This window comes from Spirosoma pulveris (assembly GCF_054781875.1).
The window spans coordinates 308,037-324,387 of sequence record NZ_BAAGTO010000001.1; the positions used below are offsets into that span (position 1 = coordinate 308,037).

Here is a 16,351-nt window from a genome sequence, read left to right on the forward strand (position 1 = left end):
AAAGTTCTGACAGCCGGATAAGAATGAAATGAGAATTAAATTATAAACTGTGCCGCCTGATAACCCAAATAGATTGTCAGGCGGGTAGGGGGGCACTGTCTTCTTCGGCTGCCGGCAATTGGATGCTAACCGTTGTGCCTGCATTGCCCGTGGAATCTTTTTCCGCATGCGTTGGCTCCAGGGTGATCTGTCCGTGATGGAGCTGGATAATCTGTTGGGCAATCGCCAGCCCAATGCCAAATCCGTTTACCTGACCAACATTACTGCCCCGTACCAAGGGTTTAAACACATGCGGTCGGTCGGCTGGAGCAATACCTCGTCCGTGGTCAATGACGCGAACCTCATAGGTTTTCGATTCATTCGGAGTCGGTTGCAGGATCACCTGCACGGGAGCCTGGGAGTACTTACAGGCGTTTTCGATGACATTGGTGAGGGCGGTGGTCAGGAGTGGAGCCGTGCCGGTAACGATAAAGAAACCATCCAGCCCGTCGTCAAAAGAAAGATCGATACCTCGATCCGGGTATTTACGCTGTACCTGGGTCACGGCCTCCAGCAGACAGGTATCCAGCCGAACCGCATCGGGTGCCAGTTGCTCACTGCCAATCTTGGCCAGATTCAGCAGGCTATTGGTCAGATGAATGACTTTTCGTACTTCGTCAATAGCCGACTCCATGCTGAGCCGGTACGCTTCGGCCTCCCGGTCGTAGGTAAGGGAGGTATCCAGCGTACCCAGCAGATTGGTTAGCGGAGTGCGTAACTCGTGCGATGCGTTAGCGACAAACTGCCGCTGGCTCTCAAAGGAGCGCTCCAGTTGCTCCAGCATGGTATTGAACGTGATGGCTAGTTGAGCAATCTCATCACGGCGGTTGCCTTCGTGCAGACGGGTATGAAGATGGGCTTCAGAAATGTGCCGTACTGTCTGTGTCAGGGTGCTGAGCGGTTGTAGAAATCTACCGGCAAAATACCAGCCCGCCAGCAGGATGAGCATCAGTCCACCCAGGTTGCCAATCAGCAGAAGCATCAGCAGGTTATACCGCTTGGAACGCCCCAACTGGTCGAGGCCGGCCACGAAAATATAGTAGGGTTGCCCCCGGTGCATAAACGTCGTTCCTATCCCTTCGACTTGCCCGATGGTAAAGCGCCGAATTGGCAGTTGGGTTGGCCGTTTTCCGTCGGTGAGTTGGCTTACCTGCCGTAACTGAGGCAGTAGCTTCTGTTCCTGCCTGTCGTATTCGGCATACTTATTATCGAAGAGCAGGGAAAAGCGATTATCGTAGATGCTCACCTGCTCGCTCGTGAGTGTAATTAAATCGCTGGCGGGCACGCGGGCATTTAGCAGGTGGGTTACATCCTGCCGCCCGATCAGCACCCGGCCGTACACCCTGGCTTTGGCCTGTAACTGACTGTAAAACTCCTGTCGGCGATACACCGAATAAAACGCGTAGATAAATACCGAGAAGGTAAGCTGGATCGCCAGCGCCAGACAGGTAAAAACAAGGGTAAGTTTGTTGCGGATCAGCATACGTTACTCTTCGCGAAGAATGTAGCCCATGCCCACTACGGTATGCAGCAGTTTAGGTACGAAATCACGATCGACTTTCTTTCGCAGATAGCCCATGTACACATCGATGACATTGGTATTCGTGGCCAGATTAACCTCCCAGACCCGCTCGGCGATATCGACTCGCGAGACAACCTGACCCTGGTTCCGCATCAGGTATTCCAGCAGGGCATACTCGTGGGAGGTCAGCGGTATATGTTTGCCAGCGCGAATGACCTGTCGGGCGTCGGGGTCCAGAACCAAATCGGCTACCTGCAAAACACGTTGCCGCTCCCGAAAATGCCGACGGGTCAGGGCCTGAACCCGCCAGAGTAATTCCCGAAACTCGAAAGGCTTACACAGGTAGTCGTCGGCTCCGCTGCCAAATCCTTCTGCCTTGTCATTGAGGCTGTCGAAGGCTGTGAGCAGCAGCACGGGTATCTCGTTGGTCTGCTTGCGGATGTAGCGACAAAGTTCAAAGCCATTCAGATACGGCAGGTTGACATCCAGAATAACGACATCGTATGAATTTTCCTGAAAGAGCCGCCAGCCAGCTTGCCCATCGGGGGCAAGCGTCACCTCAAAGGCTTCGGCTTCAAATCCCTTACTGATAAAGGTGGCAAGTTTCTGATCGTCTTCAACTACTAACAGTTTCATAAGTGAGTGGTGAATGGTCGTACCCGAACGGATACGGCTATAAAGTGCTGGCAATTGGATTAAAAGCAAATTAAAATAAAAGTGGATTATCCGCCCTATTTTTCTATTTAATTACGGGCGGGCCATTTAACAGCTTCTTAATTCGCTTCTCAATTCACTCTTAAGTTGCCGCCAGACCTTTGGGGCGTAAACCTCACGAAGGAGCTATTCATTCGCCCAGATACAAGGGCGAAGGTAATAAAAAGCCTCTTTGAGGCTCAGCAACGTCTGCATTACACCACCAACACCCGATTCGTCAAGCTCATGTCCATTATGTTCCGTTATCTGCTTATACTGGTGACCGGATGGTTCCTCACCGCCTGTGGTTCTAAACCTGAGACCAGCCAGGTTCCGACATCCCGAGCGGATTCAACCAGTAGCTACCTCACCGATTCCGTTCGGCGCATCAACCCCGAAAGTGAACTCACGCTCAATGGCACCGTTACCTTCGATCAGGATAACGTGGTGCGGGTATTCCCTCTGGTGAGCGGTAATGTCGAAAAGACGACCGTTACACTAGGCGCTTACGTACAGAAAGGGGCGGACCTGGCGCTGATTCGCTCTGGCGATATCTCCAACTATGTCAATGATTACAAGGGCGATCAGGCTGATCTGGAGGTGGCTCAGCAGAACCTGAAAACGGTCTCTGCTCAGTTTAAGGCCGGGTTTGCCTCCGAGACGGACTTTGTGACAGCCAGAAATAATCTCAAAAAAGCCGAAGATGAATTAGGCCGTTCCACCAACGTGCTGCGGGTTTATGGAGGGAGCAGCACGTCGGGCCAGCCCTATTTTACCGTAAAGGCCCCCATTTCGGGTTACATCGTCGAGAAAAATGTGAATACTGGCCAGGATCTACGCGCCGACAATACCAATCCCTTGTATACCATTTCGAGTCTGCAGCGCATCTGGGTGTTGGCAAACGTCTATGAAACGGATATCCCCGAAATCAAGCAGGGCCAGTTGGTCGATGTGCAGATATTGGCCTACCCGGATAAAGTCTTTAAAGGCAGAATTGATAACGTGAGTAGTGTACTGGACGAACAGGCTCGCGTGTTAAAGGTTCGGATTGTGCTCGAAAACAAAGAAGGATTACTGAAGCCGGATATGTTCGCCACCATTCACGTCCATTTGCCCTCGACAACCGACACGGGCAAATCACTTGCGGTACCCCAAAAAGCACTGGTCTTCGACCGGGACCACTATTATGTGGTGGTGCAGACCGGCCCGGATAAGTATGACGTGCGCGAAGTGAACGTGCTTCGCAACACAACCCGCTATGCTTTTGTAACGGGCGGGAATTTGAAGCCCGGCGATCAGGTGATTACCGAAGGCAGCCTGTTGCTGTACAATGATCTGACCAATTAAGCCAAACGAGTGACTATCCGCTGGTACTTCACTTATCGACCATTCGCCTTTTATGAATACCTTCATCCGAAGTCTGATTACGTTTTCGCTGACAAATCGATTTGTCGTTTTCTTTGGTATACTGCTCCTGGTGGTGGGTGGTGTCGTTAGCTTTTTAAATACACCGGTCGAAACCTTTCCCGATGTTACCAACACGAATGTTGTTGTGATTACCCAGTGGCCCGGTCGGTCGGCGGAGGAGATTGAACGGTTCGTAACCATCCCTCTCGAAACAGAACTGAACTCGGTGCCCCGTAAAACGACTCTACGGTCGGTTTCGCTGTTTGGACTTTCGGTCATCACCATGATTTTCGAAGACGGTGTCGATAATTTCACGGCGCAGACCAATGTAGCGAATCGCATGGCCAACGTAACGCTTCCTGATGGCGCCACTGCCGAAGTCGAGCCACCCTATGGCCCCACCGGCGAAATCTACCGGTTTACACTGGAAAGCAAAACAAAGGACGTTACCGAGCTGAAAACCCTACAGGACTGGGTCGTCGAACGCCAGATCAAATCCGTTCCCGGTATCGCCGATGTCGTAAGTTTCGGTGGGAAAGTTAAAACGATTAATGTCGATGTGAACCCAACGCTGCTGGCCAACTACGGTTTCACCGCCCTCGATGTCAGCCAGGCAATTCAGCAAAGTAACATTAATGTGGGGGGCGACGTGATCAAGCAGGGCAACCAGTCGCTGGTGGTACGGGGCATTGGCCTGCTGACAAAACCCGACGATGTGGCCGGGATTATTATTGACAACGTCAACGGGGTGCCCATTAAAGTGAAAGACGTAGCGGTTGTGCGGGAGGGCTTTCAACCCAGGCTGGGCATTGTTGGGCGCGATGCACAGGACGACGTGGTCGAATGTATCGTGGTGATGCGTAAAGGAGAAAATCCCAACGAGGTAATTCCCGCCCTGAAAGCCAAGATCGAGGAGTTGAACACGCAGGTGCTACCCCCCGATGTCAAGATCAAAACGTTTTACGACCGGACCACCCTGAACGACTATACCCTGCACACCGTGGGTGAGAACGTGCTGACCGGTATTTTTCTGGTTACGCTGATTCTGCTCATTTTCCTGGCCGATTGGCGCACCACGCTGACCGTGGCACTGGTGATACCGCTAGCACTGCTCTTTGCCTTTATCTGTCTGCGGGCGCGGGGCATGACCGCCAACCTGCTGAGCATTGGCGCCCTGGACTTTGGAATCATCATCGACGGGGGCGTGGTGATGGTCGAGGGGGTATTCGTCATGCTGGCGCACCGGGCCGAAAAAATAGGCATGCTGCGCTTTAACAACCGGGCCAAGCTGAGCTGGATTGTCTCAACGGCCACCGAGTTGGGTAAGTCGATCTTCACCTCGAAACTTATTATCATCACGGCCCTTTTGCCCATATTCGCCTTTCAAAAGGTTGAGGGAAAGCTCTTTAGCCCGCTGGCCTGGACTATTGGTTTTGCTCTGCTGGGGGCGATGATTGTGAGCCTGACGCTTATCCCGCTGCTGTGCGCGGTGTTACTCAAAAAGAACGTACGGGAACGTAACAATCCGATTGTGAATGGTCTGGAGCGAGGCTATACGCCCGCTCTGGCCTGGGCCATACGTAAGCCCCGCGTCATCATTGGTATCGGATTGGGTGCGCTGGCGTTTGCCATTTACATATTCCTGGCTCGTATCGGATCGGAGTTTTTGCCGCAGTTGAATGAAGGTTCCATCTATGTACGCGCATCGCTGCCCTATTCCGTGTCGCTGGACGAAAGTTACGCCTATACGCGTCGGTTCCGGGCCATTTTCAAGGAGTTTCCGGAAGTGCGGGGTGTTATTTCCCAAACCGGCCGCCCCAACGACGGAACCGACCCAACCGGATTTTTCAACAACGAATTCTTCGTGGATCTATACCCCAAAGAAGACTGGAGACGGGACATTAGCAAGGAAGAACTGATCCGGCAGATGCAGCAAAAGCTGGCCCGGTTCCGGGGTGTTGACTTTAACTTCTCGCAACCCATCTCCGACAATGTAGAAGAAGCGGTGTCGGGCGTAAAAGGCTCGATGGCGATTAAGATTGTCGGGCAGGATTTGAACATACTCGATCAGCAGGCCACAAAAGCATTAGCGGTAATGAAGCAGATCAAAGGGGTGGAGGACCTGGGGGTATTTCGCAACCTGGGGCAGCCCGAGTTTCGGATTACACTGGATCCGGCCCGGCTGGCACAGTATAATGTACCAACGGATGTGGTGCAGTCGGTCATTGAAACGGCTATTGGCGGTAAAACCGCTACGCAATATTATGAGGGCGAACGGCGCTTCGATATTAAAGTGCGCTACGACGAACGCTTCCGCTACTCCCCCGATCTGATTGCCAACCTGCTCGTACCGACCCGCTCGGGCTCAAAAATACCCCTCAAAGAACTGGCCGACATTGGCACCCGATCCGGCCCGGCTTTTGTGTACCGCGAAAACAACGCCCGCTTCATTGCCATTAAGTTCTCCGTCCGGGGGCGCGACCTGGGCAGTACAATTGCCGAAGCCCAGAAAAAAATGAGCCAGGCGATTAAATTGCCAGCCGGGTATCAGCTGCGCTGGGCGGGCGAGTTTGAGAACCAGACGCGGGCCGAAAAGACCCTGATGATCGTGGTGCCGATTTCCATTACCATCATTTTCCTGATCCTGCTGTTCACATTTGGCAGCCCGATTGATGCCACGCTGATTATTCTCAACGTGCCTTTCGCCCTGATCGGCGGCATTCTGGCGCTCTGGCTAACCGGTATCAACTTCAGCATTTCGGCGGGAGTAGGATTTATCTGTCTTTTTGGGGTGTCGGTACAGGATGGCGTTATTCTCATCAACCGATTCAAGGAAAACCTTAAGGAGAAAATGCCTATTCTGGAGGCCGTTCGGGAAGGAGCCCAGACCCGGGTTCGGCCCGTCGTCATGACCGCCCTGATGGCTTCGCTCGGGCTGTTGCCGGCCGCCCTGAGTACCGGTATCGGCTCCGAAACACAGAAGCCGCTGGCCACAGTCATGATCGGCGGTCTGATGACCTGTACCGTTCTGTCGTTGTTAATTCTGCCCGTTATGTATAATTTGATTCACGGCCGCCGGGCAGAAAAAATAGCTGACCGGAAAAAGCAGTCTGCCGTCAGTAAGTAATGATAACTTGCCGGAAGGTGATTGACTAAGAGAAAAAAGTAAGAAGGCCTCTGAAGTTGTACGAAACCCGTTGTTCGGCGTTGTGCAACTTCAGAGGTCTTTGCTTTCACTATCGGTACGGCTGATCAACCACTGGATTGACGTGAATAGTAGAGTTGAGCATTTGATTATCAAGCCTTCAAGTGCCGTAGGTACGACAAGTTTGTAGATGTGAGTAGCAATCATGTTTTTTTGAGGTGATGGGCTGAGATTTCTGTTTCAAACGCGTTACAGTTCCGATAAAGATTCGGAGAAAGTGGTCTCCCCGGATGGAATGATCAGCTTAGGTATTTCCCTGATTCGTTGGACGTTTAGCCCAGACACGGGAGTGTTGTTATGAGGTTTAAGGTACCATTTTAACCAAGAATAAACCCATTTTCAATCCCGTTTTTAGTACTGCATCAGATATTTACGGCTGGTGAAGCAGTGGATTGTCAGGGTCGAATTGCCGGACAATTGTCTCATTGGGATTCGTTTTACTGAAGCGAAATGAATGCAAAACATAGCCCGGGTTTCCATACCCCGTCGCGCCATTGGTGGCGCATGTTTACCAGCACGATCTGGCTCATCGGCTTGCTTGGTACCAGCACGGTGGGCGTTGTGGGCTGGAGTATTTATCAACGGCATAGGCCGGGTATGCCTGTCATGCTGGATAATAAATCCGAGTTTCGCACCCTGGTGTCAAACGATTCGATTACCCGGCACGACAGCCGCAATAAGGTACTGGCACGGGGCCAAAAGCTATCCGGTACGCCGGTAACGGTTCATTAAGTACTTGTGCAGTAGTAATCAGGCAAGTGGTAGATTTGTTAAGAATTGGATAGTCAATTAGTTAGGTACAGAAAACTCGTGAGCCGATTTCCTGTTTACAAATCATTTACTACATAACAAGACCAAACGTAAAAGGCAGTGGAAGGTTGGCGTTATGCCCCCACTGCCTTTTACGTTTGGTCTGCTGATCACGTCTGTAGACGAGCGCCCTGCGGTTCTTCTACTGCACGGCTTTTAACCCTTCTCAGCCTTTATAGGTAGTCATTCATGATTTTATAAATACCCTTCGCTACTTTCCGAATGGATATCCTACGCGCCGGATGGCAAATGATGAACAGGCTGGTAGGCTTATCAACTTCAGATTCTAAGCTTTCTAACCTGACGAAGAACTTTGCCGTTATCGTCAAGAAATACGTGTTTTCCTGCTTTGTCTTTCGCCAGTTCGACCCGGTACACAACCTTTGTCGTTTTTGGGTTTAGTGTAAAGCGCTCCTGGTTACCGAGTACCCGCCAGTCCGAAAACTGTTCGTTAAGCGTTTTCATGACGGATTCCGGCAAAGCAGCCTGATTAAGGGTTTCTTTGTAACTGAGCAGCTTACCTGTTCTGTCGTATGTGGCATCAAACTTCATGTTGTCACTTGAGGCCTGAACATTGTAAAAGCGAACGTCTGACGAGCCGCTGTTGTCCACTTCCTGAACGGCCCACTCCCGGTCTTGCAACGCCTTGGGCAAAAAAGAGATGTCCTTGACGATGACATCGGGGAAATCATTTTTCACCGCTGTCATAACCTCCTGCGGTTCCTCACCCTTTTTGACCCGGGTAATGGTAATGAATTTGTCCCCGGTGCCTTGCGCCAGGACGGCTTCTGATGTCAGACAGAACAGCACCAGTGTGAAATGAATGGTTTTCATGACTAATAGATTGGTTTATTGATTCGAAAGTGTAGTCTGGAATTCCCCTGTATGTAGCCACTGCTGAACTGCCTGGGCGACAGGCCAGCGGGCACTTTCAGCTCTGGTGGAGGAAAAACAGGGCTGCTCCGGCATCGATGGATTCTTCCTCGCCTTTAAGTTGGAAGTACGGATTCGTTTTCAGACTCTTCACAAATTCCTGATTATCGCTGTAGACCATCTCCAGATTGTGCTTGCTGATGGGGTAGAGATCCGAGTCGGCAGACCGGCTGAAGAAATACAGACTTGCGTAGCGATACGAATTCAGGTCAGGATGAACGATACGGTACACCAGCATATCATTTTCATTGATTATTTCATAGGTGAGGCCATCCACTATGCGGTAGTCTTTACCATGTTTGCGAAATCCCCACGTCTTTGATTCAGGAAATTTCTCCGTTACTCTGGGAGACTGCACACAGATATAGCCCCCTGGTGTATTTGCCCAAATGTGATCGCCGGGGGTGTTATCGGCAAAAGTTTCGACCAGGTTGCCGTTGGTAAAATCAGCGACACTCAGATACACCCCATTGTCGGCCAGCTTAACCGGATCTGAACCGGGAGTGGGGGCGTTGACTGCGTGGGGTAGCAGCACCGTGAGGGTGTACGCTTCATTATTGAACGAAGTTGGCTGGATTTGAGCATTGGCCGTAATACCGGCGAAAGCGACAAACGAGAGAACGAGGGAGTAGTTCATACGAAATAGTGTTGTTTATAAAGTTTAACTTTTTTCCGGATGGGTGTACAGTTACTGCATAGCTTTCAACGAATTTGTCATGATCGGGGCGGGCGTTGCAGTGCTAGGCCCCCGGTGCCTGATGGATAGAACAAACGTAGCGGGCCGGGTTAAGAAACGTTTGTGATTTATATTAAAAGACGCTTAACATACACCACGCTTGGCGCGATTCGACCGCGGTTGTATATAACAGTATCCCAATAAAACCGATAGATCAAACTAATTATGACTATCACTTAGGAAAGCTTTTTTCGAGGGGCCGCTAGTTAGGACCCTTATTTTAATACCCATTAAGAAGGTAAGTACCCTGTGCGCCTGAATGCATTTGACAAATAAGACTGGTTGGCCGATCAATATTTATCATCAATGAACGGAAAAAAAACAGAGAAGTGCTCCGTTTATCTGAGTAGATCAATCTGTATATATACCTACCTATCAGTAGGTTTAATGACTGATAGGCAGGCTTTACCTGATTCGATACTGTGAAATATACTTTACTTGTTTTACTCGTACTGGCAGGCTCGTCCCTGGCAGTGGCACAGCCCGTTAAACGGCTCTATATCGCCAACGATGATCATACCGATTACATGTGGACGGCCAACGAAGCTGCGTACGATTCGGCTTTCGTTCAGATGCTGGATTATTACCTGCACCAGATCGATTCGACCCGACATAGCCCGGCCGACTTTCAGGCTCGCTTCAACTGCGATGGCAGTTACTGGCTTCGGGCTTACCAGAAATACCGATCGCCCACGCAGTTCAACCGGCTGATAGCCGCTATTAAGTCGGGTCATATCAGCAGCCCGCTCAATACGCTGGTTAACACCTACGGCGCCCAACCGACTGAAGCCGTAATACGCGGTATGTACTACGCGGGTAGTCTGGAACGGGCGTATAAACTGCGGTTCCGGATGGCGCAGACGATGGAAAACAACACCATTCCGCTGGGATTAAGCTCGCTCTGGGCCGGATCGGGCGCCAAATATAGCTATAAGGGGATTGGCGGATATGGTAGCCAGATGACCTATGCATATCGGGATAATCGCCGGAACCAACTCTACCACTACACCGGTCTGGACGGATCGAGGGTGCTGATGAAATGGTACAATTACAACGAAAAAATAGCCGCTCCACTCGGTGGGTATGCCGAATGCCGGTTGTATCCGAAAAATAGGCCTGCAAATGTCAGCCAGACCGAAGAAATAAGCCGGGTTATTACCAAACTGGATGCGCTCTGCGATACGGTATCCGCTAAATCTAAGTATCCGTTTAACGTAGCCGGGGCGTTTGGCTATGGTTGGGATGATCTGGAAACGTATGTGTCGAACCCGTTCATACAGGCTGCCCGAAACGGCACCACAGCGAGCCGGCAAGTACGGGTTTCCAACGAAGAGGACTTTTTTGACGATGTGGCCCGCTCGTATCCCCGCCTGCCCTCGGAGTCGGTGAGCTACGGCAATGAATGGGATCTGTACTGCGCGTCGATGAACGAAACGACCGCCAGGGTTCGCCGGTCGACGGAGAAACTACGGACGGCCGAAGCGCTGGCATCGTTGGTGGCCCTGAAAACGCCCGACTTTGCCAATCGCCTGTCACCGGCCCGTAATCTGGCCTGGGAATCGTTCGGTATGTACTGGGAGCATAACTGGACTGCCGACGGCCCCGTGAAACAACCCGTGCGGGCCACCTGGCAAAACAAAATACAACGGCAGATCACGGGCTATGTCGACTCGTTGTACCGGCTTTCGGCCAGTGCCCTTGGCGCACAGATCAGAAAAGCCGCTAATCCACGTTTTTTTGTCTTCAACCCCCTCAGTTGGAACCGCAACGACATTGCTGATCTGGCGTATACGGGAACCACTCCCGTCTGTGTCGTCGATATTTCGACCGGCAAAGAAGTCGCCAGCCAGTTGATCACCAAAGGAGATGCGTCTTTTCTGCGCATCTACGCCGAGAACGTACCGTCGGTCGGGTATAAAGTATTTGAGGTAAGGACCGGAACGCCGTCGGCCAGACCCACAGCCGCTACCGTTTCGGGCGAGTACATCAGCAACGGTCGGTATCGTCTGCGACTCAGCCCGTCGGGAGCCATCACCGAACTATACGATGCAAAAGCCAGCAACAAGCAACTGGTGAAAGCTATCGACGGCAAATACGTGAATGATCTGGGCGTGCTGGACGTTAACGAAGGCCGCCCCGTCGTGGCCGAAAATGTGGGGCCGGTGTCGGTAACACTGAAAGCCGTTTCGCCGGTTCCGGTGCCGCACACGGTTCGGGTAACTCTGTTTGCCAATACTTCGCGCATTGAGGTTGAGGATCATATTCAGGCGAATTTCACCGACGTAAAAACGTGGTCGTTTTCCTTCAACCTCAACAAGCCAACCACCCGCCACGAAGAACTGGGAGCTATTCTGACTGCTAAAAAAGAAACGCGCGGTGGGCATTATGCCGCCCAGAACGCTCGGCTCGACTGGCAGACATTCAACCACTTTGCCGACATGAGCGAGGCCAGCTACGGCATTACCCTCTCCAATGTAGACTGTAGTTTTTTTAAGCTCGGCCAGAGTGCCGTGGATTCACTTTGGGAGCAATCGGCCCAGCTTCACGCACTGGCGGGTGGACAGGTCGATACCAAACGTGAAGACAAAGGCGTATTGGGAATACGCGGCCAACATGGAGAGACCAACTTTTTGTATCAGTTTGCGCTGATGACCCATGCCTCCGCTTTCGAGCCTTTAGCCGCCATGAAGTTCTCGCTGGAGCACCAGAATCCACTGACAACGGGCTGGGTCACCGGATCGATGGATACGTACCCATCGCCAGCGTTTTCGCTGCTGCACACCAGCGACCCTAACCTGCTGCTGTGGAGCCTGAAACCCAGCGAAGACGGTATCGGGCAAGGCCTGATGGTCCGGTTCTGGAACGTAGCCAACAAGCCCGCTACCCCGACCTTAACAACTACCTTACCCATTCGGCAAGCCTGGCAAGCAACGCATATCGAAACCAACGAGCAGCCGTTAAAACCCGCCGGGAAGCAGCTACAGGTCAGGTTTGCCCCAAATCAACTGAACACATACCGCCTTCAATTGGCTAATTGATAAGGATTTAAAAAAATTCGTTATCGGAATAGATCTTGAGGGGGACCAAAATCGGGCTGGTCAACTTGTGCAGCAGCCAGGCAGAAGCCATACATTTTGCGCCCACCGAAACCAAAGGCGGGGACCGTTTTTTGCGGCCTATCGCCGACGCGATCCGCCAGTTCAAGGCTAGAGCGACTGCTGAACAGGCCGTTCTGCTGGGGATTGGTTTTGGCGTACGGAGGTTTGTGTTTGCCGACGGAACCGTAGACCAATGAATTTAGAAGCGTCCCTGCAACAGAAACTGGTCGGTGCGGGCGAATAGGAGGGAGTAAAAGCTGAAGTCACTTTTGTTCGTATCGATCCGTTTTTCCAGTCGAAGCACCGGGCTTCCGAGGTTAATTTGAAGTTGACCGGCAATGGATTGATCGGCGGGCAGGGCCTGAATTTTCTGCTCGCCCCCTGTAACGACCAGACCATACTTTGTGCGCAGCAGATCGAAAAACGAGCGATTCGCCAGTCGCTGACGTGGCAAATTGGGCAGATACCGATTTGGTAAAATCAGCTTTTCGTAAAATACGGGCGTACCGTTGACCGCCCGAAGCCGGTCCAGACAATAGTACATCGCGTCCGGGGCTTCATCGGTCGGGTAAAACAACAGCTCTTTGGGGAAGGTACAAAGGTACGGTTTAGTGAGAATAGCCGTTGTGATTAACTCGGGCGAAAGCTCGGTCAATACCACCGTCTTCTCATCGACACCGACTGCGTGCGTTTTCAGGGACATGACGCCCAGTCCAATCGGAATGGCCTGTACAATACTGCCTTTCCCCTGGTGCTTCCGGATATACCCTTCCTGAACCAACAACGACAGCGCCTGCCGGATTGTAGGCTGGGTCAGCCGGTATTGCTGTTGGAGCACACTTTCGGAAGGTAATAGGTCTCCGGCTTTAAATACCCCCCGGATGATGTCCTGCCGGAGCGTTTCATATAAATACTGGTATTGAGGAACGCGGTTTAGCTGGTCAGTCATAGCGCTAATAAAGATAATAGATCGAGATTGAATCGAACCGTGTTGTCATCAAAACTTATTATGCTATATTAAAATAGATCATTAAAATGGACTTTAAATCAGTAAATTATGATATAAATTTTAAACTTATTATAATAAGTTATTTGAATTTGAGCCGATTGTTTATACCTTCGAACCAATAAAAAGGAAAGCTACAAAGTCAACGCAATGGGGCAGTGGTTAGCACAGAAACGAATTGTGATCATTGGCGGAACAACCGGCCTGGGATTATCGGCGGCTAAGTCGTTTGTCGACGAAGGGGCATCGGTGATCGTGGTCGGGCGGAATGCCGAAAGTGGTCAGCTGGCTGAAGCACAATTGCAGGGGAAAGGCATTGCCATCAGCGGTGACGCCACGGACCAGGCTACTGCCCGAATGGCTATCGAACGCTGCCAGCAGGAATTCGGAGGTTTCGATGGCCTATATCATGTGGCTGGGGGCAGCGGCCGGCGGTTTGGTGATGGCCCCCTGCATGAACTAACACTCGATGGGTGGAATTACACGGTTGCGCTGAATCTGACGTCGCTCATGTTATCTAATCAGGCCGCTGTGCAGGCATTTCTGGCGCAGGGAACCGGTGGTACGATTCTGAACATGGGCTCGGTGCTGGGCTCACGACCATCGCCGACCTATTTCGCGACTCACGCCTATGCCGCCACCAAATCGGCCGTTATTGGCTTTACTAAATCGATTGCGGCCTATTACGCACCGAATAATATTCGAATCAACGTATTGGCTCCGGCGCTGGTCGAAACGCCGATGGCGCAACGGGCCGCACAGGACGACACGATTCTGTCCTTTATCCACACCAAACAACCGCTGGACGGCGGGCGCATTGGCCAACCCGGCGACCTCGACGGCGCGGCCGTTTATTTTCTGTCCAACGCATCCCGGTTCACCACGGGGCAGGTGCTGTCCGTGGATGGCGGCTGGAGCGTTGTCTGAACCGCCAGACGGCCCGGCCCTGCGGGATTTCTACAAATTTTAATTGATTTTCAGGATTACTGAAAGTAACCAACAAAGCCTTTTTGCGCTATGCACTTTGCGAGTCCGGGATTTGAATGATTGTCTTGATTACTGAAGGAAATCCACTCGTTACCTAACAAGCTCTTTTTGAATGTGTCAATGCAATTACTAGTCATCAAGAAAGTATTCAAAATCATATGAAAATCCCGCAGGGCCGCCTGGCGGTTCAGACAATCGGCATTGATTTAGGCGGTACGCGTATCAAAGGGGTGCTGATCGACACCACCACAGGTGCCGTTCTCCATCAACTTGTTACCCCAACCGGCGACGGTGACAGCAGCAACTGGCAACAGGCCGTGGCAGATACCGTGCAGACGTTGAGCCAGCAGGCTACCGGGCCGGTGCTAGGTATAGGCTTGTCAGCACCGGGGTTGCCCACACCCGATAACACGGCCATTGCGTGTATGCCCGGCCGATTGCAGGGACTGGAAGGACTCAATTGGTCGGATTTTCTGGGCAAGCCGGTTCGGGTGCTCAACGATGCACATGCCGCCCTGATGGCCGAAGCCCGCTTTGGTGCGCTCAACGGGGTGCAACATGGCCTCATGCTCACGCTGGGTACGGGCGTGGGGGGCGGCCTGTTGCTGAACGGACAACTCTACCAGGGTTTTTTTCAAATGGCCGGTCACCTGGGGCATAGTACGGTGAATGCTGATAGTGTGCAGCCCGACATTACCAACATGCCCGGCAGTCTGGAAGATGCCATCGGCAACGTAACCGTCGGCAAACGCTCGTTCGGGCGCTACCAGACCACTCACGAGCTGGTCGATGGGTACCGGCAGGGTGAGCCGCTGGCTACGCAGGTCTGGCTTACCTCAATCCGGCAACTGGCCGTTGCACTGGCCTCGTTCGCCAATGCGTTCTCGCCCGAAATCATTGTGCTGGGTGGCGGAATCATGCAGGCCGATAAGGCCTTGCTCGATCCGCTCCAAACCTTTTTTGACCTGTTCGAGTGGCGACCGGCGGGTAAAAAAACCAATATTCGAAAAGCATACTTCGAGGATTGGGCCGGGGCTATTGGCGCAGCGGCTTTTCTAAATCAATAACCTAGTTCTTATGAATCTTACTACTGCGTATATCCAACGCTCCCGCGACATCTTAACCACGATCGAAGCACAGGCGCAGGCCATTCAACAGGCCGCCGAGTGGTTTAGCCAGACCATTCTGGCCGGACGCATGGTTCACCTCTTTGGTAGCGGCCACAGCCGGATCATGGTGGAGGAAATGTGGCCGCGCTACGGGTCGTTTCCAGGTTTTAACCCCATCGTTGAGTTGTCGCTTTCGTTTCATAACCTCGTAGTTGGGGCCAACGGACAGCGTCAGGCCATGTTTCTGGAAAACGTACCGGGTCTGGCCCAGCGTATCCTTCGTAATTATGATCTGTCAAGTCTGGACTCGGCCCTGGTCATTTCGTCCAGTGGCTGCAACGTGGTACCCATCGAAATGGCCGAACTATTTCAGCAGCACGGGGTCAAAGTGGTCGCGCTGGTTACGAAACAACATGCCGAAAAAAGCACCAGTAAACGACCCGACGGCAAAAAACTAAGCGATTTCGCCGATTTGATTCTGGATACGGGTGCCCCCGTAGGCGACGCCATGATTACTGTTCCGGGACTGGACACACCCGTTGCCCCCGGCTCAACGGTGGGTGGTGCTGTGCTGGTCAACTGCATCAAGGCCGAAACGGCCCGATTGCTCACCGAGGCCGGGCATCCGCCCAGGGTCTTGTCGGCGGCAAACGTGGTCGGTTCCGAACGAGCGGTTTCCCTCTTTGAAAGCGCCTATGACGAACACGCCCACCGGCTGGCCAAACTGTACCAAAACGTTGGTATACCGTCCTACGTGAGTGGCCAGGGAGTAACCCCAACGCCCCAACAGCCAGGATGAACTGTCC

Annotated in this window: 13 protein-coding genes; 8 read left to right on the top strand and 5 right to left on the bottom strand. The window is 52.2% G+C overall.

Annotated features, from left to right (window positions below; all coding sequences use genetic code 11):
• Positions 1-76: 76 nt before the first annotated feature.
• Together ACYVJM_RS01225 and ACYVJM_RS01230 are read right to left on the bottom strand one after the other, a co-directional pair.
• Positions 77-1,522, bottom strand: a complete 1,446-nt coding sequence (locus ACYVJM_RS01225) for a HAMP domain-containing sensor histidine kinase (protein WP_461146386.1) — start codon at positions 1,520-1,522, stop codon at positions 77-79.
• A 3-nt stretch (positions 1,523-1,525) separates the two neighbouring features.
• A complete protein-coding gene (locus ACYVJM_RS01230) occupies positions 1,526-2,197 on the bottom strand; it encodes a response regulator transcription factor (RefSeq protein ID WP_461146387.1) in 672 nt (223 codons plus the stop codon).
• Between the two features lie 165 nt (positions 2,198-2,362).
• Here ACYVJM_RS01230 and ACYVJM_RS01235 point away from each other — a divergent pair, with 165 nt between their 5' ends.
• From ACYVJM_RS01235 to ACYVJM_RS01245, 3 genes are all read left to right on the top strand, one after another.
• Positions 2,363-3,601, top strand: coding sequence for an efflux RND transporter periplasmic adaptor subunit (locus ACYVJM_RS01235; RefSeq protein WP_461146388.1), 1,239 nt, complete (start codon positions 2,363-2,365; stop codon positions 3,599-3,601).
• Positions 3,602-3,653: 52 nt separating this feature from the next.
• Complete coding sequence (locus ACYVJM_RS01240; protein WP_461146389.1) at positions 3,654-6,788, top strand: efflux RND transporter permease subunit; 3,135 nt, start codon at positions 3,654-3,656, stop codon at positions 6,786-6,788.
• Positions 6,789-7,316: 528 nt separating this feature from the next.
• Positions 7,317-7,598, top strand: a complete 282-nt coding sequence (locus ACYVJM_RS01245) for a hypothetical protein (protein ID WP_461146390.1) — start codon at positions 7,317-7,319, stop codon at positions 7,596-7,598.
• A gap of 357 nt (positions 7,599-7,955) precedes the next feature.
• On the opposite strand, the gene ACYVJM_RS01250 is transcribed toward ACYVJM_RS01245, so the two are convergent.
• Positions 7,956-8,510 carry a hypothetical protein gene (locus ACYVJM_RS01250; protein WP_461146391.1) on the bottom strand — a complete coding sequence of 185 codons (555 nt, stop codon included), beginning with the start codon at positions 8,508-8,510 and terminating at the stop codon, positions 7,956-7,958.
• 97 nt (positions 8,511-8,607) lie between these two features.
• Entirely contained in the window at positions 8,608-9,246 is a 639-nt protein-coding gene (locus ACYVJM_RS01255) for a hypothetical protein (RefSeq protein ID WP_461146392.1), read from the bottom strand.
• Between the two features lie 521 nt (positions 9,247-9,767).
• Here ACYVJM_RS01255 and ACYVJM_RS01260 point away from each other — a divergent pair.
• Together ACYVJM_RS01260 and ACYVJM_RS01265 are read left to right on the top strand one after the other, a co-directional pair.
• Positions 9,768-12,383, top strand: a complete 2,616-nt coding sequence (locus ACYVJM_RS01260) for a glycosyl hydrolase-related protein (protein WP_461146393.1) — start codon at positions 9,768-9,770, stop codon at positions 12,381-12,383.
• A 35-nt stretch (positions 12,384-12,418) separates the two neighbouring features.
• On the top strand, positions 12,419-12,640 hold the full coding sequence (locus ACYVJM_RS01265) for a hypothetical protein (protein WP_461146394.1): 222 nt from the start codon (positions 12,419-12,421) through the stop codon (positions 12,638-12,640).
• Positions 12,641-12,642: 2 nt separating this feature from the next.
• Here the strand turns inward: ACYVJM_RS01265 and ACYVJM_RS01270 are convergent, their stop codons facing one another.
• A complete protein-coding gene (locus ACYVJM_RS01270) occupies positions 12,643-13,392 on the bottom strand; it encodes a GntR family transcriptional regulator (RefSeq protein ID WP_461146395.1) in 750 nt (249 codons plus the stop codon).
• 207 nt (positions 13,393-13,599) lie between these two features.
• Between ACYVJM_RS01270 and ACYVJM_RS01275 the strand changes: the two genes are divergently transcribed.
• The 3 genes from ACYVJM_RS01275 to ACYVJM_RS01285 all read left to right on the top strand — a co-directional run bounded on the left by ACYVJM_RS01275 (position 13,600) and on the right by ACYVJM_RS01285 (position 16,344).
• On the top strand, positions 13,600-14,376 hold the full coding sequence (locus ACYVJM_RS01275; RefSeq protein ID WP_461146396.1) for an SDR family NAD(P)-dependent oxidoreductase: 777 nt from the start codon (positions 13,600-13,602) through the stop codon (positions 14,374-14,376).
• A 218-nt stretch (positions 14,377-14,594) separates the two neighbouring features.
• Positions 14,595-15,503: an ROK family protein gene (locus ACYVJM_RS01280; protein WP_461146397.1), complete on the top strand. Its 909-nt coding sequence runs from the start codon at positions 14,595-14,597 to the stop codon at positions 15,501-15,503.
• A gap of 10 nt (positions 15,504-15,513) precedes the next feature.
• Entirely contained in the window at positions 15,514-16,344 is an 831-nt protein-coding gene (locus ACYVJM_RS01285; protein ID WP_461146398.1) for a sugar isomerase domain-containing protein, read from the top strand.
• The last annotated feature ends 7 nt before the right edge of the window (positions 16,345-16,351 follow it).

What these genes read in the sequence shown, in the direction of transcription:
- ACYVJM_RS01225 (WP_461146386.1), bottom strand. Translation starts at nt 1,522, where the DNA reads ATGCTGATCCGCAACAAACTTACCCTTGTTTTTACCTGTCTGGCGCTG.
- ACYVJM_RS01230 (WP_461146387.1), bottom strand. Translation starts at nt 2,197, where the DNA reads ATGAAACTGTTAGTAGTTGAAGACGATCAGAAACTTGCCACCTTTATC.
- ACYVJM_RS01240 (WP_461146389.1), top strand. Translation starts at nt 3,654, where the DNA reads ATGAATACCTTCATCCGAAGTCTGATTACGTTTTCGCTGACAAATCGA.
- ACYVJM_RS01245 (WP_461146390.1), top strand. Translation starts at nt 7,317, where the DNA reads ATGAATGCAAAACATAGCCCGGGTTTCCATACCCCGTCGCGCCATTGG.
- ACYVJM_RS01250 (WP_461146391.1), bottom strand. Translation starts at nt 8,510, where the DNA reads ATGAAAACCATTCATTTCACACTGGTGCTGTTCTGTCTGACATCAGAA.
- ACYVJM_RS01255 (WP_461146392.1), bottom strand. Translation starts at nt 9,246, where the DNA reads ATGAACTACTCCCTCGTTCTCTCGTTTGTCGCTTTCGCCGGTATTACG.
- ACYVJM_RS01270 (WP_461146395.1), bottom strand. Translation starts at nt 13,392, where the DNA reads ATGACTGACCAGCTAAACCGCGTTCCTCAATACCAGTATTTATATGAA.
- ACYVJM_RS01275 (WP_461146396.1), top strand. Translation starts at nt 13,600, where the DNA reads ATGGGGCAGTGGTTAGCACAGAAACGAATTGTGATCATTGGCGGAACA.
- ACYVJM_RS01280 (WP_461146397.1), top strand. Translation starts at nt 14,595, where the DNA reads ATGAAAATCCCGCAGGGCCGCCTGGCGGTTCAGACAATCGGCATTGAT.
- ACYVJM_RS01285 (WP_461146398.1), top strand. Translation starts at nt 15,514, where the DNA reads ATGAATCTTACTACTGCGTATATCCAACGCTCCCGCGACATCTTAACC.